The following is a 21,056-nucleotide window of genomic DNA, read 5'->3' on the forward strand; positions in this document are numbered from 1 at the left end:
CGGGTGTGACCCGTTCGGCGGGACGGGGGCTGTTCGACCCGTTTTCGCGGGTGGGCGGCGGAGCATGAGCGCCCTGTGACAGCAGAACTCGAACGCGCCCCCGGGCCTCCACACCGTGCGGCCCGGACCCCCTCGCGGGCCGCCCTCGTCCACTCCCCCGTCCCCGGGCCGACCGCCGGGGCGCCGGGGGGCGCGGTCGCGGCGGGGTTGCGACGGTTGGGGGGCGCCCTGCGGGGGACGGCGGTGCGCGGCTGGCACGACAACATCGCCGATCACGCGGCCGCGTTGACGTACTACGCGGTGTTGGCCCTGGTGCCGGCCCTGTTGATCGCGGTCTCGCTGGTGGGTCTGGTCGGGGACGGGACCCGGGAGCGGGTGATCGCCGACGTGACCGCGTATCTGCCGGCGCAGTCGGCGGGGGCCCTGCGCGAGACGTTGACGGATCTGACGGCGGCCCCGTCCTCGATGTGGTTGTTGGTGGCGACGGGGGCGCTGAGCGCCCTGTGGTCGGCGTCGAGCTATCTCGCGGTGTTCCGGCGGGCGCTGCACGCGATGCACCGGGTGCCGGACACCCGGCCCGCCCTGCGGACCGCGCACACCATCGTGATCACGGCGCTGGTGCTGCTCGGGTTGCTGTTGACAGCGACGGCGGGGTTGGTGCTGTCGGGGCCGGTGGCGCGCCGGGTGGGCGCCTTGGTGGGGCTGGACGGGACGGGCACGTGGGCGGTGCTGCGGTGGCCGGTGTTGATGGGGGTGGTCACGGCGTTGATCCTCGTGCTGTTCCGGACCGGTCCGGCGGGGGCGCGGGGCAATCGTCGGGGGTTGCCGGGCGGGTTGTTGGCGGCCGTGTTGTGGCTGGCGGCCTCGGGGCTGTTCACCCTGTACGCGCAGGTGGGCACGTACAGCCGACTGTACGGGTCGCTGGCGGGGGTGGTGGTGTTCCTGGTGTGGTTGTGGCTGAGCAATCTGGCGCTGGTGATCGGGGCCCAGTTCAACGTGGAGTGGTGGCGTCCGCCGGTCGGCGCGGCGCCGGCTCCGGCGTCCGGGGTCGGGCCCGGGGCGCGGGTGGCTCGGGGGACGCGCGGGCGACGGCGGGCCCTGCGGCGGCTGCGCCTGCGCGGCTCCCGCCCGGGGCGTGATCGCTGACACAGGTGTGCGGAGGCATCCGGGAGGGGGGCCGGCTCCGAATGGCCGGACATGAGGACACGCGAGAGGGCGGCCGGACGCCTGGCCGAGCTGTGGGAGGTCTGGGTCGGGGCGCCGCTGCCGGTGCGGCTGCGGGCCTGGGACGGGAGTGTGGTGGGGCCGGCGGGGGCGCCCGAGGTGGTGGTGCGTTCCCCGCGGGCCCTGCGCCGGATGGTGTGGCGGCCGGGTGAGCTGGGGCTCGCGGACGCCTACCTGGCCGGTGAGCTGGAGGTCGCGGGGGACGTGGGCGAGGCCCTGGCCCTCTTGGGCACGGCGGTGCGGCAGGCGCGGGGGCACGGGCCCGAGGCCGGGGGCGGCGCCGCACGGCCTGGGCCCGGCGCGTGGGTCCGGTCGGCGGCCCTGGTCGCGGGGCTCGGTGGGTTCGGGGTGCGGCCGCCGGCGCCGGGCGCGGCGCGGTCCCGACAGCGCGGGGCCCTGCACAGCACGGCGCGGGACCGGGCCGCGATCCGACACCACTATGACCTGTCGAACGCGTTCTACGAGCTGTTGTTGGACGAGTCGATGGCGTACTCCTGCGCGTGGTGGACCCGGCCGGCGGGGCCGGGGTACGGGCTGGCCGAGGCTCAGCGGGACAAGCTGGAGCTGATCTGCCGGAAGTTGGGGCTCGGGCCCGGGGCCCGGTTGTTGGACCTGGGGTGCGGCTGGGGGGCGCTGGCGGTGTACGCGGCGCGTGAGCACGGGGTGCGGGTGACGGCGGTGACCCTGTCGCGGGAGCAGGCCGCGTACGTGCGGGAGCGGGCCCGGCGGGCGGGGGTGGCGGAGTCGGTGACGGTGGAGCACGCGCACTGGCGGGAGGTGCGGGCGCGGGACTTCGACGCGGTGTCGGTGATCGAGATGAGCGAGCACGTGGGCGACCGGGAGTACCCGGCGTTCACCGGGCTCGTGCGCGAGGCGCTGCGGCCCGGCGGCCGGGTGTTGGCGCAGGTCATGTCGCGCGGGGCGCAGGCGCCGGGCGGGGGCGCGTTCATCGAGGCGTACGTGGTGCCCGACATGCACATGCGTCCGTTGGGGGCGACGGTCGGACGGTGGGAGGGGGCGGGGCTGGAGGTGCGGTCGGTGGACTCCCTCCGGGAGGACTACGGGCGCACGATCCGGGCGTGGGCGGCGACCCTGGAGGAGCGGCGCGCGGAGTTCACCGCCCTGGTGGGCGCCGTGACGGTGCGGGTGTGGCGGCTGTACCTGGCCGGGTCGGCCCTGACCTTCGAGGAGGGACGAATGGGGGTGGACCAGATCCTGGCGGTGCGACCGGAGGGGGCGGACGGGGCGGGGTGGCCGCTCGCGGCGCCCCGTGCCTGGTACGCGCCGGGGGCGGAGGCGGGGCGGTCGTGACGATGCCGGCTCAGGACGCGCGACCGGCCGCCGGGGACGGGGCGGCGCGACTGCGGGTGTGGCCGGGGACGGGGGACCTGTCGGCGGCCTGCGGGGCGGTGCTGTTGCTGCACGGCGGGCGGGCCGAGGGCTGGGATCCGGTGCCGCGCGCGAGCCTGCCGGCGGCTCGGATGCGGCCGTTCGGGCGCGCGCTGGCGCGGGCGGGGATCCTGGCGGGGGCGCCGGTGGTGGTGGCGGAGGTCCGCTACCGGCGGCGGGGGTGGAACGGGGAGCGGGCCGATCCGGCCCGGGACGCGGCGGGCGCGCTGACGGAGTTGGCCGCGTTGGCCCCGGGCCTGCCGGTGGTGTTGGTGGGCCATTCGATGGGGGCGCGGGCCGGGCTGCGGGTGCTGGACCGGCCGGGGGTCCGGGGGCTGGTGGCCCTGGCCCCGTGGTGGCCGCCGGACGAGCCGATCGGCCGGCCGACGGGCCGCTGGGTGACGGCCCTGCACGACGAACGGGACCGGGTGACGGACGCGCGGGCCACGTGGGCGGCGCTGGAGCGGTTGGGCGCGGCGGGGGCGCGGGCGGTCGGGGTGTCGATGCCGAGGGGGCGGCACGCGATGCTGCGGGACGCGGGCCGGTGGCACCGGGCGGCGGTGACGGCGGCCGGGGCGGCGCTGGGCTGGTGGCCCGAGCCGACGGCGTGGCCCGGTCCGGCGCGGCGGTTCGGTCCGCGACGAGACGGCCGAATCGGTGCGTGAACGCTGCGAGAGACGAGGAGGCGGCGACGGGCGCAGGCTGGACGGGAGGATCCGCGCACGCGAGTTTCGGAGGCGTCATGAGGCTGAGCGAGGAACTGCCGGTGGACCACCGTCTGAGCCGGGTGTACCGGGTGGGGGCGGCCCTGTGCGGTGTGTTGTTGCTGGTGTTCGGGGCCCTGGGGTTCGCCGGCGGCCTGGGCTTCTTCGACACCGAGGGGTCCACCATCGCGGGCATGTCGTCGAACGGGCTGCTCAGCCTGGTGTCGGTGGTGGTGGGGGTGGTGCTGATCGGGGCCGCGGTGGTGGGCGGGAACCTGGCGTCCACGGTGAACATGGTGGTCGGCGGGCTGTTCGTGCTGAGCGGTTTCGTGCACCTGGCGCTGATCGGGAGGTCCGCGAACCTGCTGGACTTCGGGATGTCGAACGTCGTGTTCAGCTTCGTGATGGGGCTGCTGCTGGCGACGTTCGGGATGTACGGGCGGGTCAGCGGCGGGCTGCCGCACGACAATCCGTACTGGCGGGACCGGCACCGGGAGCAGGCCGGACGGGAGGACGCGGCGCGGTCCCGGCGCGCGATGGTGGGGCCCGCGCCCCGCTGACCCCCGGGCCGAGGGGAGGGACGGCGAACGCCGGGTGCTCCCGCGAGGATCGGACGATCGATCCTCTCGGGGGCACCCGGCGCGTGTGTGCTCGCGGTACGGGTCCGGCCGGGGTCAGTGCGCGGCGGGCGCGGGGGTGAGCTTGTCGGCGAGCCCGGGCTGCTCGTCCAGCCAGGTGCGCACCGCCTCCTGTTCCTTGCCCTTGCCGGTCTTCTGGATGGTCGCCTCCAGGCCGGTGAGCTGCGCCTCGGTCAGCTTGAACCCCTTCAGCCAGCGGGCCACCTCGGGTTCGTCGGCGGCGAAGCCCTTGCGGGAGAGGCTGTGGATGCCGTCACCCTCGCCCCAGACGTTCTTGGGGTCGGCGAGCTTGGTCAGCTCGTAGGAGGAGTAGGCCCAGTGCGGGGACCACAGGACCACCGCGACGGGTTCCTTCTTGTCGTAGGCCCGCTTGAGTTCGGCGAGCATGCCGGGGGTGGAGCCGTCGACGACCTGGTATTCGTCGCCGAGCCCGTAGGCGCCCATGACCTTCGACTTGAGCAGGTTCATCTCGCCGGCGCTGGGTTCGATGCCGATGATGCGGCCCTTGAAGCGGTCGGCCTTGCCCTTGAGGTCGGCGAGCGACTTCACGTCCTTGACGTAGGAGGGGACGGCGATCTCCAGGGAGGTCGGGCCGTACCAGGAGCCGAGGTCGTCGAGCCGGTCCCCGTACTTCTTCATGTACTGGGCGTGGGTGCCGGGCAGCCAGGAGTCGGTCTGGAAGTCGATCTGGCCGCCGGCCATGCCGGTGTACAGGGCGCCGAGTTCGAGCTGGCGGGCGTCGACGTGGAAGCCCTGGCGTTCGAGGAGTTCCTTCCACAGGAAGGTGCTCGCGATGCCCTCGTCCCACGGGATGTAGCCGATGCTGACGGTGCGGCCCTCGCCGACGCCGCCTTGCGCGCCGTCCCCGTCACCGGCGAAGGCGGTCATGCCGCCGGCCGTGAGGGCCAGGACGAGGGCGCCGGAGACGGCGAGCGCGGGCCGGGGGCGGTGGCCCCAGATCCGGCCGGCGCCGTGGGCGGCGGCCCGGGCCTTGTCCAGGGTGCGACGGCCGAGCGGGGAGACCTGGCGGCCGAGGGCGCCGGTCATCCGGTCCAGGTACATGGCGAGGATGACGATGGAGATGCCGGCCTCGAAGCCGAGGCCGATGTCCACGTTGCCGATGGCGCGGTAGACGGCGCCGCCGAGTCCGCCGCCGCCGACCATGCCGGCGATGACGACCATGGACAGGCTGAGCATGATGACCTGGTTGACGCCGGCCATCAGGGTGGGCAGGGCCAGCGGGAGCTGGACCCTGAAGAGGGTGTTGCGGGGGGTGGTGCCGAAGGCGTCGGCGGCCTCGACGAGGTCCCCGTCGACCTGGCGGATGCCGAGTTCGGTCATCCGCACGCCGGGCGGCAGGGAGAAGACGATGGTGGCGATGATGCCGGGGACGACGCCGACGCCGAAGAAGATGATGCCGGGGATCAGGTAGACCATGGCCGGCATGGTCTGCATGAAGTCCAGCACGGGTCGCAGCACGGCGCTGACCCGGTCGGAGCGGGAGGCCCAGATGCCGAGCGGGACCGCGATGACGAGGGTGACCAGGGTCGCGACGAGGACCAGCGCGAGGGTGGACATGGCGTCGGTCCACAGGCCGAGGGAGTCCACGAGCGCGAAGCCGGCGAGGGTGACGAGGGCCGCGAGCAGGCCGCGCAGCCACCAGGCGGCGACGGCGAGGATGCCGGCCAACAGCAGCGGTTGGGGGGCGGAGACCACGGCCTCGACCCCGTCGTAGAGGCCGGTGACGCCGGTGCTCAGGGCCTCGAACAGCCAGGAGAGGTGGGACTGGAGGGAGTCGACGGCGCTGTCGACCCAGGAGCCGAGGGGGATGCGGGGCATCATGCGGCGGCCACCTCCGTCGGGTCGTCGACGGGGGCCGTGGGCGCGCAGCGCAGCGGCGGTCGGTCCTCGTCGCCGATGAAGGCGATGAGTCGGGCCCGGGGGACGACGCCGATCGGAGTGCCGGCCGGATCGGTGACGGTGACCGGGTGGGTCACGCGGGCGCTGACGGCGCACAGCTCGGCCAGCGGGGTGTCGGCGGTGACGGTCGGGCAGTCGCACCGGTCCGGGCCGGGGTGGGCCGGGAGGGTGGTCATGACGGCGTCGGCGGTGAGCACGCGGGAGCGGTCCACGTCCTGGATGAACGAGGCGACGTAGTCGTCGGCCGGACGCGTGAGGATGTCCTCGGCCGTGCCCTGCTGGACCACGCGGCCGTCGCGCATGACGGCGATGCGGTCGCCCAGGCGCATGGCCTCGTTGAGGTCGTGGGTGATGAAGACGATGGTCTTGCGCAGGGTCCGCTGGAGCTCCAGGAGCTGGTCCTGCATGTCGCGGCGGATCAGCGGGTCCAGGGCGCTGAAGGACTCGTCCATCAGGAGGATGTCGGCGTCGGTGGCCAGGGCGCGGGCCAGGCCCACGCGCTGCTGCATGCCGCCGGACAGCTCGTCGGGCCAGGAGTCGGCCCAGCCGGACAGTCCGCACAGTTCGAGGGATTCGGCGGCGCGCCGGTCGCGTTCGGCCTTGGGCACGCCCTGGACCTCCAGGCCGTAGCCGGCGTTCTCCAGCACGGTGCGGTGCGGGAACAGCGCGAAGTGCTGGAAGACCATGCTGACCTTGGTGGACCGGACGCGGCGCAGGTCGCGGGGGGCGAGGGCGGTGAGGTCCTCGCCGTCGAAGAGGACGCGCCCGGCCGTGGGGTCGAGGAGTCCGTTGAGCATGCGCAACAGCGTGGACTTGCCGGAACCCGACAACCCCATCACCACGAAGATCTCGCCGGGCTCGACGCGGAAGGAGGCGTCGATCACGGCGGCGGTGGCGCCGTCGGTCCGCAGGTCGGCGCGGTCGGCGCCGTCCCGGAGAGCGCGGACCGCGTCGTGGGGTCGTCTGCCGAACACCTTGTAGACGTGTTCGGCTTCCAGCGTGGACACATGTACCTCGCGGGTCGTGGGGAAGACCGGGCGCCCGGCCTCGGGGCCGGGCGCGCGGGGGCGGGACGGAATCTGTCCGTGTGGCCCGGGCCCTTCGATCGGGTCGAAGGACCGGGGTCCGCTCCGCAGGGCGGATGCCCGGGGTTCGCGAGGGCAAACGCGCAGGTGACACAGGTCACGTGCCGAGACGGGTGGGACGGGTGGGGTGAAAGTGACGGGAGTGGTCTCTCGGGGGCCGGATCGAGCCGCGCCGGCCGGGTATACGCGGCCCACGACGCGCCCCGGAGGGTCCGGGGCCGTACGGAGGCTGGGAGGACCCGGGAATGAAGGCGGTCGAAGGCGTGGGGGCGGGCGGTGCCGGTGGGGCCGGGGACGGCGCACGCGGCCGGTTCGGCGGGCCGGGGGCGCGGTGGCGGGGCCGCTGGGCCGGGCCGACCGAGGAGGAGCGTCGCGAGGGCGACGGGGGCGCGCCGGCGCCCGAGCGGGAGCCGGCGCCGGAGCCCGGGACGGAGCCGTCCCCGGGGTCCGCGCCGACGGATCGGGGCGGGGCGCACCCGGTGGTCCGGTGGGCGGCGATGCTCGTGGCCTTCGCGGGGATGGTGGTCTTCGCGTGGCTGCTGGCGCGTCTGACGCTGGAGCCCTCCCCCGCGTCCGAGTCCGTCACGTACAACAACGTGCGGCCGGGTCGGTCGCTGTCGGCGTACTGGAACGGCGGGACGGCGCGCGAGGCGGTGCGGCAGATCGGCGGGAACCTGGTCCTGGGGGTGCCGTTCGGGGTGCTGCTGCCGGTGCTGTTGCCCCGGGCCCGAGGGGCGCTGCGGGTGGTGCTGTGCACGGCGGCGGTGATGTTCCTGGTGGAGCTCGTGCAGGGCGCGCTGGTGACGGGCCGGGCCTTCGACGTGGACGACGTGATCCTCAACACCACCGGCGCGCTGCTCGGCTACCTGCTGGTGGGGCGGCGGCTCGGTCGGGCCGTGCACCCCCGGCGGCGGCACTGGTGGCAGCGGGCGGCCCGGAACCCGCGGCCCGCGCCGGTGGACCCGGCCGCCGGCGGCCCGGGAACCGCGGTCTGAGGCGGGGCGGGGCGGGCGCCGGTCGACGGACATGCCGAGCGCCCGCCGCCGCGTGAAGGGGGGTCGCGGGCGACGGGCGCTCGGGGCGGGGGCGACACGGGGGGAGGGTGTCGACCCCGGGAGGGGGATGGTCAGTCGTCCTGCAGCATCGAGGTGCGCAGGTGGTTCAGGACCCGGGTCAGGATGCGGGAGACCTGCATCTGGGAGATGCCGAGGGTCGCGCCGATCTGGGCCTGGGTCAGTTCCTGACCGAAGCGCAGCTCGAGCATCTTGCGCTCGCGGTCGGTGAGCTTCTCCAGCAGCGGTGCCAGGGTGTGCAGGTCCTCGACCAGCTCCATGGCCGGTTCCTCCGCGCCGATCACGTCGGCGAGGCTGTGGCCTTGGCCGGCGGCCCCGGACTGCTCGGCCTCGGTGTGGGGCGCGTCCAGGGAGCCGGAGGTGTGACCGTTGGCGGCGACCAGGCCCTCGACCACCTCGTCCTGGCTCAGCCCGAGGTGCTCGGCGAGGTCGGAGACGGTGGGCGAGCGGTCGAGGGAGGCGGTGAGCTCCTCCTTCGCCTTCGCGATGTCTATCCGCAGCTCCTGGAGCCGGCGCGGCACCCGGACGGCCCAGCTGGTGTCGCGGAAGTGACGCTTGATCTCGCCGATGATGTACGGCATCGCGAGGGTCGAGAACTCGGTGCCCCGGTCGGGGTCGTAGCGGTCGATGGCCTTGATCAGACCTATGGTGCCGACCTGCACGATGTCGTCGATGTCGGTGCCGTCGCCGCGACCGCGGAAGCGGCGCACGGCGTACTGCACGAGCGAGGCGTTCATCTCGATCAGCGTGTTGCGGACGTAACGGTGGGCGTGGGTGCCCTCGTCGAGCTCGCGCAGCCGCCGGAAGAACATCGGGGAGAGTTCCCGGGCGTCGGACGGCGGAAGTTCTCGGGGGCACTCGATCCAGGGCAGACCGTCGGGGACGGTCGGCGCCTGGGCGCCGTAGGGGACGGCGGGCTCGGCGGCGGGGGCGGGCAGGGTGACGGCGCCGTGGGCTGCGATCTCGGTGTCCGGGGTGGACGGGGCGGTGACGGACATGGGGTTCGCTCCTTGGGCTTGCGGCTTGCGGCGCGGGACCTTGACTTCGGTAGATGATTGCCCGCCCAGCGTCATACGTCAAGAATTACCGGAAAACCTTTTCGTGTCTTGCTTCACCGGAATCCGGTACCGCATCATGAGCGCATGGGTGCGACCGGTCAGCGTCAAAATTGGACATTCCTCACTAATCATGCACGAGTGTTGGTGGCGATCTCACGGGATCCCGGCACTCGCCTGCGGGACGTGGCGATGACCTGCGGGCTCACCGAACGCACGGTGCAGACGATCGTCACGGACCTGGAGACGGACGGCTACCTCACGCGCGTGCGCGACGGCCGTCGCAACCGCTACCTGATCTCCCACGACGCCCTCTTCCGTCACCCGGCCGAGGCCGGCGTCCGGGTGGCCGGACTGCTCGCCCTGCTCACGGCCGCGCCCGAGGGCCCGCCCACCTCCTCGGTGCCCCTCTCCGAGGACTCCGTCGGACCGCACGCGGCCGGGGAGCCCGAGGCCGAGAGACCCGAGGACGCCGCCCCCGAACCCGCGACCCTGGCCTCCGTCCACGACTGACCCGGCCCGGAGCCCCGGCCGCGCGCCCGCTCACCGGCCCGCCGTCCGCACCGCCGCGCCCCGCGCGCCCCGGACCGGGCCCGAGAGCACGCCCGCCTGGGCCGGGCCCGCGTCCCGCCCGGCGCGCGGCGCCAGGGCCAGCACCGTCAGGTCGTCGTGGCCCCGACCCGCGTGCCACGCCGCGACCACCGACTCCACCCGGGTCACCACGGCCTCCACGGGCAGTCCCCGACAGCCCGCGAGCACCTCGGCGAGCCGCTCCTCCCCGAACTCCTCCCGCCCCACCCGCCCGCGCGCCTCGGTCACCCCGTCCGTGTAGAACAGGCACGTTTCTCCGGGCTCCAGCCGGGTCCGCCAGGTGTCGGCCTCGACCACGGGCAGCACGCCGACCAGGGTCCCGGAGGTCGCCGCCCGCTCCACCCCGCCGTCCCGGCGCAGGATCAGCGGCGGCGGATGCCCGGCCGAGGTCAGATCCAAGGTCAGCCCCCCGCCGCCGCCCGGGGCCCCGGGGTGGAACGCGGCGAGCACCAGGGTCGCGAACCGGGAGTCCTCGGCCTCCAACAGCCGCTCGTTGAGTGCCTGCAACAACCGGTCGGGGCGCGGGTCGTAGCGCAGCAGGGCGGCGCAGGTGCTGCGGATGAGCCCGGCGATGACGGCGGCCCGCGCGCCGCTGCCGCACACGTCCCCGAAGACGAGGTGGCCACCGGGACGCTCGGGGCCCCGGGCCCGGTACACGTCGTAGAAGTCCCCGCCCAGGCCGTCGCCCACCCCGCCGACCTCGACCCCGGCGGCCGGACGGTGCCCGCAGGCCAGGTCCAGCCCGCCCAGCACCAGTTCGCGCGGCGGCCGCAGGGCCTCCTGGAGGGTCTCGGCGAGCCGGGCCTTGCGGGTGTGCAGACAGGCGGCGGAGAGCGCCGCACCGGCCGCCGCGACCAGCGGGGCCCAGGCCCGGGGCCGGACCCGGAGCGGCTCGACGGGAAGGCGGGGGCCGCACAGCACCAGGGCCGCCGCGTGCGGCCCCCGCCCGGTCAGGGAGACCACCCAGCGGGAGCGCCCCTCCCCCTCCCGGTCGGGGTCCGGCCGGCCCGGCACGGGCAGGTCCGCGGGCCAGGGGCGAGGGCCGCAGCGGCCGACGGGCGCGGTCGCCAACGCCTCCGCGAGGGGCCCGCCGGGCACGGCCTCGGCCCCGCGCAGCACCCCCTCCGACACGATCCGCCCGTACTCGGCCCGGACGAACTGCCAGTCGGGCCCGACCCCCCGGGCCACGATGGTCGCCCCGCCCACGCCCCGGCCCTCGGAGGCGATCCGGGCCACCTCGCGCAGGCACCGGTCCCAGTTCAGGATCCCCCACAGACGGGCCAGGGAACGCGGCCCACCGCCCCCGCCCAGATCGCCGTCCACCTGCACCATCCCGAAGGCACTCACGACCGGCCGCGGCGTGCACACGCCGCGCATCGCGGATCTCACTCATCGTGAGCGCATCGGATCCCGATTACACGGCTCGCCGGGCGACGACCACCCCTCGGAGTGGTCGACCGACGATCTCCGTCCCGGGTCCGCGCCCTTCTGCTAGGGGACGCGCGCGCGTCCGGCGGCCGACTCCCCCACCAGTGCCCCCTGGTCCGACCCGCCCGCCCCACCCGTCCCGCGAGCGCTCCCCCGTCACGGTCCGGCCCGGATCCGGGCCGGGTGTCGGACCGCGTCGCGAGCGGAACGTTCAGCACGCCCCCGTGCGACCGAACGCCTCCTCCCCCGCGAGCAGCAGCGCGAGCAGCACGGCCGCCGCCTCGCCCTGGAGCAGTCCGGCGGCGTCCCCGAGCCGGTGGGCGCGGGAGAGCGGCAGGGACAGGGCCAGGCATTCGGCGGCGGGGCCGGAGCGCAGCGGCACGGCGGCGCACAGGGTGCCCAGGGCGTACTCCTGGAGGTCGAGGACGGGCGCCCGGGGCGAGCGGGTGTCGAGGTGTCGCAAGAGGGCCCGCTCGTCGGTGATGGTGTGGCGGGTGAACCGGCAGACCCGATGGCGGGCGAGGTGGTCCCGGCGGTCCTCGTGGCCGAGCTGGGTGAGCAGGCACTTGCCGACGGCGCTGGCGTGGGCGGCGAAGCGGAAGCCCACCCACTCCTCGACGGTGGGGGTGTTCGGGCCGGCCGCGTGGCGCGGGACGGTGACCTCCCCGTCCTCGTAGCGGCTGAGGTACACGGCGGCGCCGACGGAGTCCCGGATCCGGGCGAGCAGGGCCGCGAGGCCGCCGGGGTCGGCCTCGGGGTCGCCCTCGGGCACGGGGTCCCAGGTCCCGGGGCCGAGGGTCCAGGCCCGCGGGCCCACCGCGCCGATGGCGCCCTCCCTGGTCAGCAGTCCCAGGCTGCGCGAGAGGTGCGCGGTGGGCAGGCCGGTCTCCCGGCGGATCTGCGGCAGCCCGGTGCCGCCCGAGTGCCGGTGGATCACTTCGAGGACCCGCAGGGCCCGGTGCACGGAGGCCAGGGTGTCGGCGCCGGTCGGGCGGACCACGGCCCGTCGGGCCCGGTCGGTGAGCAGCGGGGCCCGCAGCGGGGCCGGGGAGTAGGCGTTGGCCTCGCTGACCAGGTTGAGCGGGATGAGCCGGGCGTGCCGGCGCAGGGCGACGGCGAGGGCGGTGTCGGGTCGGGTGAGTTCCCCGAGGTCGGGGTCGGAGCGCGCGGGCAGGGCGCGCACGACGTCGAGCAGGCGGGCGGGCAGGGTGCGGGGACGGCGGAACAGGGGGTGGGGCGGGGCCTCGGCGGGGGCGGCGGGGTCGGGCCCGGGGCTCTGCGCCGTCGCGCACGGGCCGGGGTGGCGTTCCTCGGGCAGCGGGGGCAGCGGGGCGCGCAGGGGTGGGTCCGCGTCGAGCCGGCCGGAGCGGGCCTCGCGCTGCCAGTGCGCGGCCGTGGCGTGTTCGGCGCGGGCCAGGTGCAGCAGGCGCAGGGCGTGGGCGGCGGCCCGCGAGCCGGCGCCGGCGGCGTACTGGAACCAGAACTGGGAGGAGTCGGCGCGGCCGCCGAGGTGCAGCACGCAGGCCAGGAGGAGGGCGGCGGCGGCGCTGTGCGGCCAGGAGTCGGGGTCGAGGGCGTGGGCGGTGAGACCCGGGTCGTCGACCAGGCGGCCGGCGAGCAGGTCGAGGGCGTGGGCGGCCCGCAGGTGCGCGACGGCGGCCGGGAGCGGGCCCGCCGCGTCGCGTCGGGCGGGATGGGGGGCGCCGGCGACCAGGCCCAGCGGATCGGCCGGCGAGAGGGCGAGGGCGCGCGGGTCGGCGGGCACGCGGGGCAGCGCGGGGCCCCGGTCCTCGGGGGCGCTCTGGGCGGGGATGCGGCGGCGCGGCCGGGCCCGGGGGCCGAGGAGTCCGTCGAGGTCGGGCCGGGTGGCGCGTCGCGGCGACGGGGGTGGGGGGCCGGGGGTGAGCGGCGCGTCCCCGCGGGCCTCCGGTCCGACCGGCGCCCCGGGCGCGGGGGGCGAGAGCCGGGTGGGCGGCGGTCCGGTCGGGTCGGTCGTGATCCGCCCCGGCGCGCCGGCCGGCGCGGGGGGCGCCGGGATCGTGGGCGGGGCGGGGGTGCTCGGACGGCTGTGCTCGGCGGCCGGGTAGGGGGCCGGGCCGGATCGGGCGCGGGCCCCGGCCGTGCGCGGCGGCCCGGGGGCGGGGTCGGCGGCGCCGGCCGGGGGGCGCGGAGCGGGGTCGGGGGTGGGCGCGGGGGCGGCGGGCGGGGGGCCGGCAGGGGTGCGCCGGGCCCGCGCGGCGAGGACGCGGCGGGCGATGCGGCGGCGGGCGGCGGCCTCGTCGTAGCCCGCGTACTCCTCGGCCAGCACCTCGGCGTCGGCGAGGGCGTCGGCGACCTCGCGGGCGACGGCGTCACGGTCCCGTGGCGCGTGACTCACCGGTCCACTTCCTCTCCGGGGCCCCAGTGGACCCCGAGTCTGCGTGACAGCGTGCGGTGCGCGCTGCGGATCTGGGACAGGGCGGTGGCGTGGGAGATGCCCATGGTGCGGGCGGCCTCCTCGACCCGGTATCCCTCCAGGAACACCAGCAGGACCACGTCGTACTGCCGTTCGGGGAGTTCGGCGATGGCCGAGTAGAGCCCGAGCCGGTGCTCGGCCCATTCGGCCCAGGCCACGCCCTCGGGCGAGGTGCGGCGCAGGGCCTCGAACCAGGCCGTCTCGACCATGGCGGAGGGGCGGCCCAGGGTGCGGCGCCGGGCCTCGACGGCGGCCCGCAGCTCCGCCCAGGCGAATGCCTGGAGGTTGGGTTCGCGCAGGGCCTGGGCCCACATGGCGAGGAGCACGGTGAACACGTCCTCGACCACCGGCTCGGCCTCCTCGCGGGAGCCGAGTTGCAGGTGGGCGTAGCGCAGGTAGGCCCGGTGGTGGTGGGAGTGGAAGGCCACGAACTCCACCGGTTGCGCCCCCGCGAGTTCGGCGCTGAGCTGCCGGCCGGCGGGGTCGGCCTCGCGGTCGGTCATGCGGCGCACCCGCCGGGGGTGTGGGGTCGCGGGCGGCGCCCGGGTCCGGCGCCGGAGTCGGGGCCGTGGCCGGGCCCGCGGCCGTCCGGGCGGCGCCCGGTGGGGCGGGCGTGTGGTGGGTGCGCGGGGTGGGGGCGGGGACCCGGTGGGGTGGTGGTCGCGTGTCCGCGGCCGGGATCGGTCCGGCCGCTCCGGGGGGAGGGGCGGCGGGCGCCGGAGGTCGCGAGGGGGAGTTCCACGTCAGGTCTCCTTGTGGTCGGGGCGCGCGGCGGTCGCCGGCCCGACGTCGACTCGTGTCACCTGGCGGCGTGGCGGGCCCCGGACCGCGCGAGCCCAGGGGATCCATCCCAGCCCAGTCGGGGGCCGGTTGGGGGCCCGTTGCGGGAGACGATCGGGCGGATGGGAGCGTCCGCCGCAGCGTGCGCCCCCATCCGCTCGCGCACGCCCCCGTGCGCGCGGGCGGGCTTCACCGGGGCGGCGCACGGCCGGGGGCCCGGTGGGGGCGGGGTGCGGGCGAGCGGCCCGGCGCGGTCCCGGGCCGGTGATAAAATCGCAGTTCACATGCCCTGCCGAGGAAGGTTCCCGTATGAGCCGAGCCCCCCGCGAGGGCCAGCAGCCCCGCGCGTCCGCCGCGTCCGTCGAGGCCGGTGCCGACCCCTCCGGCGGTCTCGCCGGTGACTCCGTCGACCCCACCGCCGAGGCCGTGACCGGCACCGATGCCGCGCGCGAGGAGGTGGTGACGGACGCCGTGACGGTCTCCGTCGAGGGCCCCGTCGGCTCGTTCGCGGACCTCGGGCTGCCGGCCGCCGTGCTGGAGACGCTGACCGCCCAGGGCATCGTCGCGCCCTTCCCGATCCAGGCCGCGGCGATCCCCGTGGCCCTGGCCGACCGGGACGTGCTGGGGCGGGCCCGGACCGGTTCCGGCAAGACCCTCGCCTTCGGCCTGCCGCTGCTGACCCGCCTCGCGGGCCAGAAGGCGGGTCCGAGTTCGCCGACGGGCCTGGTGCTGGTGCCGACGCGCGAGCTGGCGCAGCAGGTGGCGGAGGCGCTGGAGCCGTTCGCGAAGGCGCTCGGGCTGCGGATGGCGGCGGCGGTCGGCGGGCTGCCGATCAACAAGCAGGTCGCGGCGCTGCGGGCCGGTGTCGAGGTGCTCGTGGCCACGCCGGGCCGGTTGACGGAGCTGACGGGCAAGAACTGCTCGCTGGAGCGGGTCAGGGTCACCGTCCTCGACGAGGCCGACCGGATGGCCGACATGGGCTTCCTGCCGCAGGTCTCGGCGCTGCTGGAGCAGGTGCCGACGCGCGGGCGCCGGATGCTGTTCTCGGCCACCCTCGACGCGGACGTCGCCGAGCTGGTGTCCCGTCACCTCAGCGAGCCGGTGACGGTGGCCGTGGACCCGACCCTGGCCGGCGAGGCCACGGACTCCGCGCACCACCTGTTCGCGGTGGACGCGGGCGAGAAGTTCCTCGTGGCCGGGGAGATCGCGGCCCGTCAGGGCCGGACCCTCATGTTCCTCGGCTCGCGGCTGGGCGTGGACCGGTTCACCCGTCAGCTCAAGGCGAGCGGGCTGAACGCGGCGGCGCTGCACAGCGGCAAGTCGCAGCCGCAGCGCACCCACACCCTGGAGCGGTTCCGGGACCGGGAGCTCGACGTGCTGGTGGCCACCGACGTGGCGGCGCGCGGTCTGCACGTGGAGGACCTGGAGCTGGTCGTGAACGTGGACCCGCCGAGCGACCCGAAGGACTACCTGCACCGGGCCGGGCGCACCGGTCGGGCCGGCGGCGCGGGTCTGGTCGTGACCCTGGTGACGGCGGCGCAGCGGCGCGAGGTCTCCGAGATGTTGAAGAAGGCCGGGGTGGGCGCCGGGGTGAAGGTCACCAACGCGCGCCTCGGCGGCAAGGACGTCGCCCGGATCACCGGGGCCCGTCCGGTGCCGGACCCGAAGGGCGCGGCGGCCGGCGGCCGGGCGCCCGGCAAGGCCGACGAGGCCCCGGCGCGGGGTCGGGACGGCGGTCGAGCCGCGGAGAAGGGCTCGTCCCTGGGGTTCCGGGGCATCGGCAAGCGGACCGGCGAGGCGGCCAAGGCCGGCAAGGGCCAGGGCGGCCGGCGGGGCGCCGCGAAGGCCGGCGGGGCACGCAACACGGCGGAGGCGAAGATGCTGGCCGAGGCCCGCAAGGCGGCCGAGGTCCGCAAGAACAACCGCTGACGACGCGGGGGAATCCCCCTCGCGCCTGACGACGCCCGCGCGCGCCGTCCCGACACACCGGGGCGGCGCGCGCCGGTGTCGGGGGCGCTCCGGCGGCGCTCGGCCGATCGGGCGGAGTCGGCCCGGCCTGTCGGGGGCGCGCCCGGGGCGGGGCCGACCATGGCCGCATGACCCTGCCCCGTCGGGCCCTGTTCCGGGCCGCCGCCCTGGCCGCCGCCGCGTTCGGCGCCCACACCGCCACGGCCCCCTCCCCCACGACTCCCCCGACGCCCGCGCCGCGCCGCAGTCCGCGCCGGGGGCCCGACTGGGCCGCGTTGGCCCGGGACCTGGACGGGCGGGTGATCCGGCCGGGGGATCCCGACCACGAGGAGGCGCGCCGGCTCTTCCAGCCCCGGTTCGACCGGGTCTCGCCGGCCGCCGTGGCCTATCCGGCGCACGCCGCCGACGTGGCCACGACGATCGCCTTCGCCCGCCGGTCCGGGGTGCCGATCACGGCGCGTTCGGGCGGGCACGGGTACGCGGGCTGGTCCACCGGGCCAGGTCTGGTCGTGGACACGGGCGCGCTGGCCCGAATCGAGGTGTCCGGGGCCGGTGCGCGGGCGAGCGCGCGGATCGGCGCGGGGGCCCGGCTGGGCGAGGTCAACCGGCTGCTCGCGGCGCGCGGGGTGGGGGTGCCGACGGGGCTGTGTCCGAGCGTGGGGATCGCCGGACTGGCGCTCGGCGGCGGTCTGGGCCTGTCCTCGCGGGCCCACGGGGCGACGAGCGACGCGGTGACGGCGATCGAGGTGGTGGCGGCCGACGGGGTGGTGCGCACGGTGTCGGCGCAGCGCGATCCGGATCTGTTCTGGGCCCTGCGCGGGGCCGGTGGCGGCAATTTCGGGATCGTCACGGAGTTCACGCTGGGCGCGCACCCGGTCGGGCGGACCGGGATGGTGGAGGCGCACTGGGCGGCGGCGGACACCCCGGCCCTGCTGGCGGGGTGGCAGCGGTGGCTGGCGGCGCTGCCGGATCCGGTCTGGAGCCAGGTGGAGTTCACGGTGTCCTCGGACGATCCGGCCGGGGCGCCGGGGGCGCCCTCGGTGCGGGTGGTGTCGCTGGAGGGCCGGGCGGAGGCGGACCGGCAGGTGGACCGGTTGGTGGCGGCCGTCGGGCGCGGGGAGCGGGACCGGTGGGCGGTGGAGCGGGAGTACGGGGAGTTGACGCGCGTGATGGGGGGTTGCGGGGATCTGACGCCGGAGCAGTGCCGGCTGCCGGGACGGTTGCCCGGGCACGACCCCCGGGGGCGGCTGGGCCGGGACTCGTACGCGGCGCGCTCGGACTTCTGGGACGCCGGGGCGCTGACGCCGGGGGCGGTGGACGCCGTCCTCGCGGCCCTGGCCCGGTACCGGGGGGCGGTGCCGGCGGGGTGTTTCGGGGTGGTGCAGTTCGACGGGGTGTGCGGTGGGGCGCTGAACCGGACGGCGCCGGGGGCGACGGCGTTCGTGCACCGTTCGCACGCGTTCCTGGCGCAGTACCTGAGCTACTGGCCGGCCGGGGGCGACGAGGGGACGGGGGTGCCGCGCCGGCACCGGGAGTGGCTCGACGGGTTGTGGCGGGACGTGCGGCCGTGGGCGAGCGGGGCGGCGTACCAGAACTACGTGGACCCGGCGTTGACGGACTGGCGGCGGGCGTGCCACGGGGCGAACCTCGGGCGTCTGGAGGAGGTGCGGGGGCGGTGGGATCCGGAGCGGTTGTTCCGGTTCCCGCAGGCGATCTGAGTGGGCGGGGCGGGCGGGCGGGACGGTTTCAGGAGGCGCCCGCCGGGCGGCCGGCGGGCTGTCCGGCCGGCCGGTCGGCGGGCTCGGCGACGGCGCGGCGGGCGGGTGCGCGGCCGGCGAGCCGGCAGCCGAGGCAGTCGGCGTGACCGGTGCGGGCTCTGGTGTCGCGGATCCGCCAGGGCCACTGGTCGGCGGGGCGGGGTCCGGCGGGCTTGCCCCAGCCGGCGAGGTGGAGCGCCCAGGTGACGGGGGCGGCGAGGAGCACGAGGGCGAGGCCCGCCACGAGGGTGGGGCCGTGGGCGAGGGCGAGACCGGCGCCGGCCGCGGCGGTGCCGAGGAGGACGACGCAGGTGCCGGTCCAGCCGGCGAGGGTGTGGCCGAGGTCGACGTCACCGTGTGCGCTCATGACGGGGGTCCGCTTTCGGGGATGGGTGCGGGTGGGCAGGGAGCACTAAGCTCGAAACGAAGGCGATTCATCTCACGAGCTAAGTAACTTAGATGCTAAGGAGTATCCGCGTGCAGGGCAAGACCCGCCCCCCGGCGACGGCCGGGGAGGCGATTTCCCGCATGGACACCTACATGGCCCTGGGCATCCTGGGGCAGCAGGAGGTCGCCCAACACCTCGGGCTGAACGTCACCGACCTGACCTGCCTCGGGCACGTCCTCGGCGCCGGGGACCGTCCCTTGGGCGCCGGCGAACTCGCGGAACTCATGCAGCTCACCACCGGGGCCATCACGGGGGTCCTGAACCGACTGGAACGGGCCGGGTACGCGCACCGCGAACCGGACCCCGAGGACCGACGGCGGGTGCGGGTGGTGCCCGATCCCGGCGCGACGGCGCGGGTGATCGCGGTGTACGAGCCGATGTACGCCCGCCTGGCCGGGGTCTTCGCCCGCTTCTCCGACGAGGAGGTGGCCGTGATCGCGGACTGGTTCGCGCAGGCCGCCGACGAGGTCCGCGAGCACTGCGCCGACCTGCGGGAGGGCCGCCTGGGCTGAGCCCCGCGGGGTGACCGGGGCGCGCGCCGGGGCAGGGCCGGCGCCGCGCCCGGGTCAGCCGGCGAGCGGGTTGGGCAGCGGCAGGTAGCGGGAGGCGGCGCCGTCGGCGCGCGTCCAGCGCAGCAGCAGGTTCGTCTTGCCCGGCAGGGTGCGCGCCGTCAGCAGCTCCTTGATCTCGGGCATCGGCCGGCGCGCGTCACAGGCCGTCAGCTCCTCGCGCGCCAGCGGCCACAGCTCGCCGGCGACCTCGGGCCGGACCTCCGCCACCGCGCCCGCGATCTCGCTCAGGTGGTTGACGACCAGGCAGTACACGAGCCGTTCCCAGCCGGCCTCCCGGCCCGTCTCCGGCAGCCGCTTGACCCCCTCCGCGTCCCGGAACAGGGCCTGCACCGGGGTCCCCTCGGCGTCCACGGCGATCAAGGTGTTCTGCAGGTGCGCCTCCAGCACCAGCCCGTGCCGGTCGAAGACCTCCAGCAACGGCGGCACCACCTGCCGCAGGTAGGCGCGCCACCACGCGAGCGGGTCGGCCCCCGGCCGGGCCAGCGCGGCGATCGGGCCGCCCTCGTGGCCCTCGGCCAGCGCGGCGGCCAGCAGCGGGGTGGCCCCCGGCAGCAGGTGGCCCCCGAGCCCGGAGCGGACCAGCACGGCCAGTTCCTCGAAGGCGAACCGGGCGGTGCGGTAGCCGAGGTCGCTGAGCCAGCAGGCCGGGCTCCCCGTGTGCTCCCGCAGCTCCTCGAAGGCGGCCACGACGGCGGCGTCGGTGGCCCGCAGGCCGGCCAGGTCGTGGCGCCACAGGCGTCGGATGTCGTTGGTGATCCGCACGTCCAGGCTGAACTTCACGAACGCGTCGCCCGTGCGCAGCGCCGGATCGCGTCCGGCGTCGGGGCCCGGCACGTAGAGGGTGCGCAGCGAGGCCGTGGGGTGGGCGGGGCGGGAGGTGACGCCGAGGCGTATGAGGCGTCCGTCGGCGAAGGCCCCGGCGAGTTCGGGCCGGTCGGCCACGAGCGCGAGCTGCCAGGGGTGCGCGGGCAGCAGCGCGTACCCGTCCGGCACCCGGGTGGGCCCGTCGAGTCGGTCCACGAGCTCCACGAGCGCGGCCTCGGCCGGGGCCCCGCCCTCCCCCGTGACCTCGTCGGCGCGGACGGCCAGCACGTGCAGGGGGAAGGCGGCGTGCGCCTCCGGCGCGTACGGCAGCCAGCGCGCGGCCGGTCCGCCGCCCCGGGTCTTGGGCGCGGGGTGGTACGGGTGCCCCATGACGAGGGCCTGCTCGGAGCGGAGGTAGGGGTCGGCGGGGGCGGCGGTGCGGGCGCGGGCCCGCAGCACCTCGGCGACCACCTCGCGGCTGTCGGCGATCTCGGCCGGCAGTTCGTCGTTGTCGACGCCGGTGTGCGCCGCGAGCTCACGGGTGGCCACGGCCACCAGATCGCCGTGGTCGAGCGCGCGGGGACCGGCGGGGGTGACCAGTTCGGGGGCGGCCGGGCGACGACCGGCCCGGACCCGCAGCCGGGCCCCCGTGCCGCGCAGGCGGAACTCCCGGTGCCCGGCCGGCGGATCGGGCACCGGATCGCCGAGTTCCTGGGCGAGGCAGTTCAGCAGCGGCACGGCCGCGAGCGCGTCCGCGCGGGCGGCGAGGTCGGCGGCCGGGGGCGGGGCGTCCGCGGCGGCGGGGGTCGACGGGCGGGGCGCGCGGGGGCGGGCGGGGCCGGACGCGTGCCGGTCGCCGGTGTCGTCGCTGCGCCGGGAGGCGGTGAGGTCCACGGATTCCATTCGGTCCAGGCGGCGCGCGGAAGCTGAGCGGGGTGCGCTACCGACAGTGATGCCCAGTATCCCCCGACGATCGCGTAGCGTGGACATTCCTTGATCCGCACGCCCGCGTTCCCGGGGTCCTTCGGGAGTGGGCCGGCGCCGGTGGCGTCCGCCCCGTCGCGTCTCGCCGAGGAGCAGAGTCCTGAACCGTCCGACGCCCACCGATCGTTCCTCCTGCGGCACTCCCTCCCCCCGCTCCGCCGCGCCGGGTCCGGCCGGGTCC

At 76.4% G+C, this 21,056-nt stretch carries 17 protein-coding genes; 9 read left to right on the forward strand and 8 right to left on the reverse strand.

Annotated elements, in window-relative coordinates; genetic code table 11:
* Positions 1 to 75 precede the first annotated feature (75 nt).
* The 4 genes from ACN20G_RS00340 to ACN20G_RS00355 all read left to right on the forward strand — a co-directional run bounded on the left by ACN20G_RS00340 (position 76) and on the right by ACN20G_RS00355 (position 3,877).
* Positions 76 to 1,146: a YihY/virulence factor BrkB family protein gene (locus ACN20G_RS00340; protein WP_424210652.1), complete on the forward strand. Its 1,071-nt coding sequence runs from the start codon at positions 76 to 78 to the stop codon at positions 1,144 to 1,146.
* Positions 1,147 to 1,197: 51 nt separating this feature from the next.
* On the forward strand, positions 1,198 to 2,535 hold the full coding sequence (locus ACN20G_RS00345; RefSeq protein WP_424210653.1) for a class I SAM-dependent methyltransferase: 1,338 nt from the start codon (positions 1,198 to 1,200) through the stop codon (positions 2,533 to 2,535).
* Between the two features lie 2 nt (positions 2,536 to 2,537).
* Positions 2,538 to 3,278, forward strand: a complete 741-nt coding sequence (locus ACN20G_RS00350; protein ID WP_424215307.1) for an alpha/beta hydrolase — start codon at positions 2,538 to 2,540, stop codon at positions 3,276 to 3,278.
* Between the two features lie 77 nt (positions 3,279 to 3,355).
* A complete protein-coding gene (locus ACN20G_RS00355; protein ID WP_424210654.1) occupies positions 3,356 to 3,877 on the forward strand; it encodes a DUF4383 domain-containing protein in 522 nt (173 codons plus the stop codon).
* A gap of 114 nt (positions 3,878 to 3,991) precedes the next feature.
* Here ACN20G_RS00355 and ACN20G_RS00360 read toward each other — a convergent pair whose 3' ends face one another.
* A complete protein-coding gene (locus tag ACN20G_RS00360; RefSeq protein WP_424215308.1) occupies positions 3,992 to 5,794 on the reverse strand; it encodes an ABC transporter permease/substrate binding protein in 1,803 nt (600 codons plus the stop codon).
* Entirely contained in the window at positions 5,794 to 6,882 is a 1,089-nt protein-coding gene (locus tag ACN20G_RS00365; RefSeq protein WP_424210655.1) for a quaternary amine ABC transporter ATP-binding protein, read from the reverse strand. Before ACN20G_RS00365 ends, ACN20G_RS00360 begins: the two co-directional genes overlap by 1 nt.
* Positions 6,883 to 7,205: 323 nt before the next feature.
* Between ACN20G_RS00365 and ACN20G_RS00370 the strand changes: the two genes are divergently transcribed.
* Positions 7,206 to 7,955 (forward strand): VanZ family protein, encoded by a 750-nt coding sequence (locus ACN20G_RS00370; RefSeq protein WP_424210656.1) that lies wholly within the window; start codon positions 7,206 to 7,208, stop codon positions 7,953 to 7,955.
* A 131-nt stretch (positions 7,956 to 8,086) separates the two neighbouring features.
* Here ACN20G_RS00370 and ACN20G_RS00375 read toward each other — a convergent pair whose 3' ends face one another.
* Positions 8,087 to 9,031 (reverse strand): SigB/SigF/SigG family RNA polymerase sigma factor, encoded by a 945-nt coding sequence (locus ACN20G_RS00375; protein ID WP_424210657.1) that lies wholly within the window; start codon positions 9,029 to 9,031, stop codon positions 8,087 to 8,089.
* Between the two features lie 144 nt (positions 9,032 to 9,175).
* On the opposite strand from ACN20G_RS00375, the gene ACN20G_RS00380 reads away from it, so the two are divergent.
* Positions 9,176 to 9,601: a helix-turn-helix transcriptional regulator gene (locus ACN20G_RS00380; RefSeq protein ID WP_424210658.1), complete on the forward strand. Its 426-nt coding sequence runs from the start codon at positions 9,176 to 9,178 to the stop codon at positions 9,599 to 9,601.
* Between the two features lie 30 nt (positions 9,602 to 9,631).
* On the opposite strand, the gene ACN20G_RS00385 is transcribed toward ACN20G_RS00380, so the two are convergent.
* The 3 genes from ACN20G_RS00385 to ACN20G_RS00395 all read right to left on the reverse strand — a co-directional run bounded on the left by ACN20G_RS00385 (position 9,632) and on the right by ACN20G_RS00395 (position 14,065).
* Complete coding sequence (locus ACN20G_RS00385; protein WP_424210659.1) at positions 9,632 to 11,002, reverse strand: PP2C family protein-serine/threonine phosphatase; 1,371 nt, start codon at positions 11,000 to 11,002, stop codon at positions 9,632 to 9,634.
* A 316-nt stretch (positions 11,003 to 11,318) separates the two neighbouring features.
* Positions 11,319 to 12,134, reverse strand: coding sequence for an IclR family transcriptional regulator (locus ACN20G_RS00390; RefSeq protein ID WP_424215309.1), 816 nt, complete (start codon positions 12,132 to 12,134; stop codon positions 11,319 to 11,321).
* A gap of 1,346 nt (positions 12,135 to 13,480) precedes the next feature.
* Complete coding sequence (locus tag ACN20G_RS00395) at positions 13,481 to 14,065, reverse strand: RNA polymerase sigma factor (RefSeq protein WP_424210660.1); 585 nt, start codon at positions 14,063 to 14,065, stop codon at positions 13,481 to 13,483.
* 586 nt (positions 14,066 to 14,651) lie between these two features.
* On the opposite strand from ACN20G_RS00395, the gene ACN20G_RS00400 reads away from it, so the two are divergent.
* Positions 14,652 to 16,271, forward strand: a complete 1,620-nt coding sequence (locus ACN20G_RS00400; RefSeq protein WP_424210661.1) for a DEAD/DEAH box helicase — start codon at positions 14,652 to 14,654, stop codon at positions 16,269 to 16,271.
* A gap of 167 nt (positions 16,272 to 16,438) precedes the next feature.
* Positions 16,439 to 18,028, forward strand: a complete 1,590-nt coding sequence (locus ACN20G_RS00405) for an FAD-binding oxidoreductase (protein ID WP_424210662.1) — start codon at positions 16,439 to 16,441, stop codon at positions 18,026 to 18,028.
* A gap of 28 nt (positions 18,029 to 18,056) precedes the next feature.
* On the opposite strand, the gene ACN20G_RS00410 is transcribed toward ACN20G_RS00405, so the two are convergent.
* On the reverse strand, positions 18,057 to 18,434 hold the full coding sequence (locus ACN20G_RS00410; protein ID WP_424210663.1) for an HGxxPAAW family protein: 378 nt from the start codon (positions 18,432 to 18,434) through the stop codon (positions 18,057 to 18,059).
* Between the two features lie 110 nt (positions 18,435 to 18,544).
* On the opposite strand from ACN20G_RS00410, the gene ACN20G_RS00415 reads away from it, so the two are divergent.
* Positions 18,545 to 19,027, forward strand: coding sequence for a MarR family winged helix-turn-helix transcriptional regulator (locus ACN20G_RS00415; RefSeq protein ID WP_424210664.1), 483 nt, complete (start codon positions 18,545 to 18,547; stop codon positions 19,025 to 19,027).
* A 54-nt stretch (positions 19,028 to 19,081) separates the two neighbouring features.
* Here the strand turns inward: ACN20G_RS00415 and ACN20G_RS00420 are convergent, their stop codons facing one another.
* Positions 19,082 to 20,794, reverse strand: a complete 1,713-nt coding sequence (locus tag ACN20G_RS00420; RefSeq protein WP_424210665.1) for an IucA/IucC family protein — start codon at positions 20,792 to 20,794, stop codon at positions 19,082 to 19,084.
* Positions 20,795 to 21,056: the final 262 nt, after the last annotated feature.

Source organism: Streptomyces dryopteridis (genome assembly GCF_049606955.1).
In the GTDB taxonomy this organism is placed as follows: Bacteria; Actinomycetota; Actinomycetes; order Streptomycetales; family Streptomycetaceae; genus Streptomyces.

Excerpts from the sequence above, each read along its gene's own strand:
- ACN20G_RS00345 (WP_424210653.1), top strand. The coding sequence starts at position 1,198 with ATGAGGACACGCGAGAGGGCGGCCGGACGCCTGGCCGAGCTGTGGGAG.
- ACN20G_RS00350 (WP_424215307.1), top strand. The coding sequence starts at position 2,538 with ATGCCGGCTCAGGACGCGCGACCGGCCGCCGGGGACGGGGCGGCGCGA.
- ACN20G_RS00355 (WP_424210654.1), top strand. The coding sequence starts at position 3,356 with ATGAGGCTGAGCGAGGAACTGCCGGTGGACCACCGTCTGAGCCGGGTG.
- ACN20G_RS00360 (WP_424215308.1), bottom strand. The coding sequence starts at position 5,794 with ATGCCCCGCATCCCCCTCGGCTCCTGGGTCGACAGCGCCGTCGACTCC.
- ACN20G_RS00370 (WP_424210656.1), top strand. The coding sequence starts at position 7,206 with ATGAAGGCGGTCGAAGGCGTGGGGGCGGGCGGTGCCGGTGGGGCCGGG.
- ACN20G_RS00375 (WP_424210657.1), bottom strand. The coding sequence starts at position 9,031 with ATGTCCGTCACCGCCCCGTCCACCCCGGACACCGAGATCGCAGCCCAC.
- ACN20G_RS00380 (WP_424210658.1), top strand. The coding sequence starts at position 9,176 with ATGGGTGCGACCGGTCAGCGTCAAAATTGGACATTCCTCACTAATCAT.
- ACN20G_RS00395 (WP_424210660.1), bottom strand. The coding sequence starts at position 14,065 with ATGACCGACCGCGAGGCCGACCCCGCCGGCCGGCAGCTCAGCGCCGAA.
- ACN20G_RS00400 (WP_424210661.1), top strand. The coding sequence starts at position 14,652 with ATGAGCCGAGCCCCCCGCGAGGGCCAGCAGCCCCGCGCGTCCGCCGCG.
- ACN20G_RS00405 (WP_424210662.1), top strand. The coding sequence starts at position 16,439 with ATGACCCTGCCCCGTCGGGCCCTGTTCCGGGCCGCCGCCCTGGCCGCC.
- ACN20G_RS00410 (WP_424210663.1), bottom strand. The coding sequence starts at position 18,434 with ATGAGCGCACACGGTGACGTCGACCTCGGCCACACCCTCGCCGGCTGG.
- ACN20G_RS00420 (WP_424210665.1), bottom strand. The coding sequence starts at position 20,794 with ATGGAATCCGTGGACCTCACCGCCTCCCGGCGCAGCGACGACACCGGC.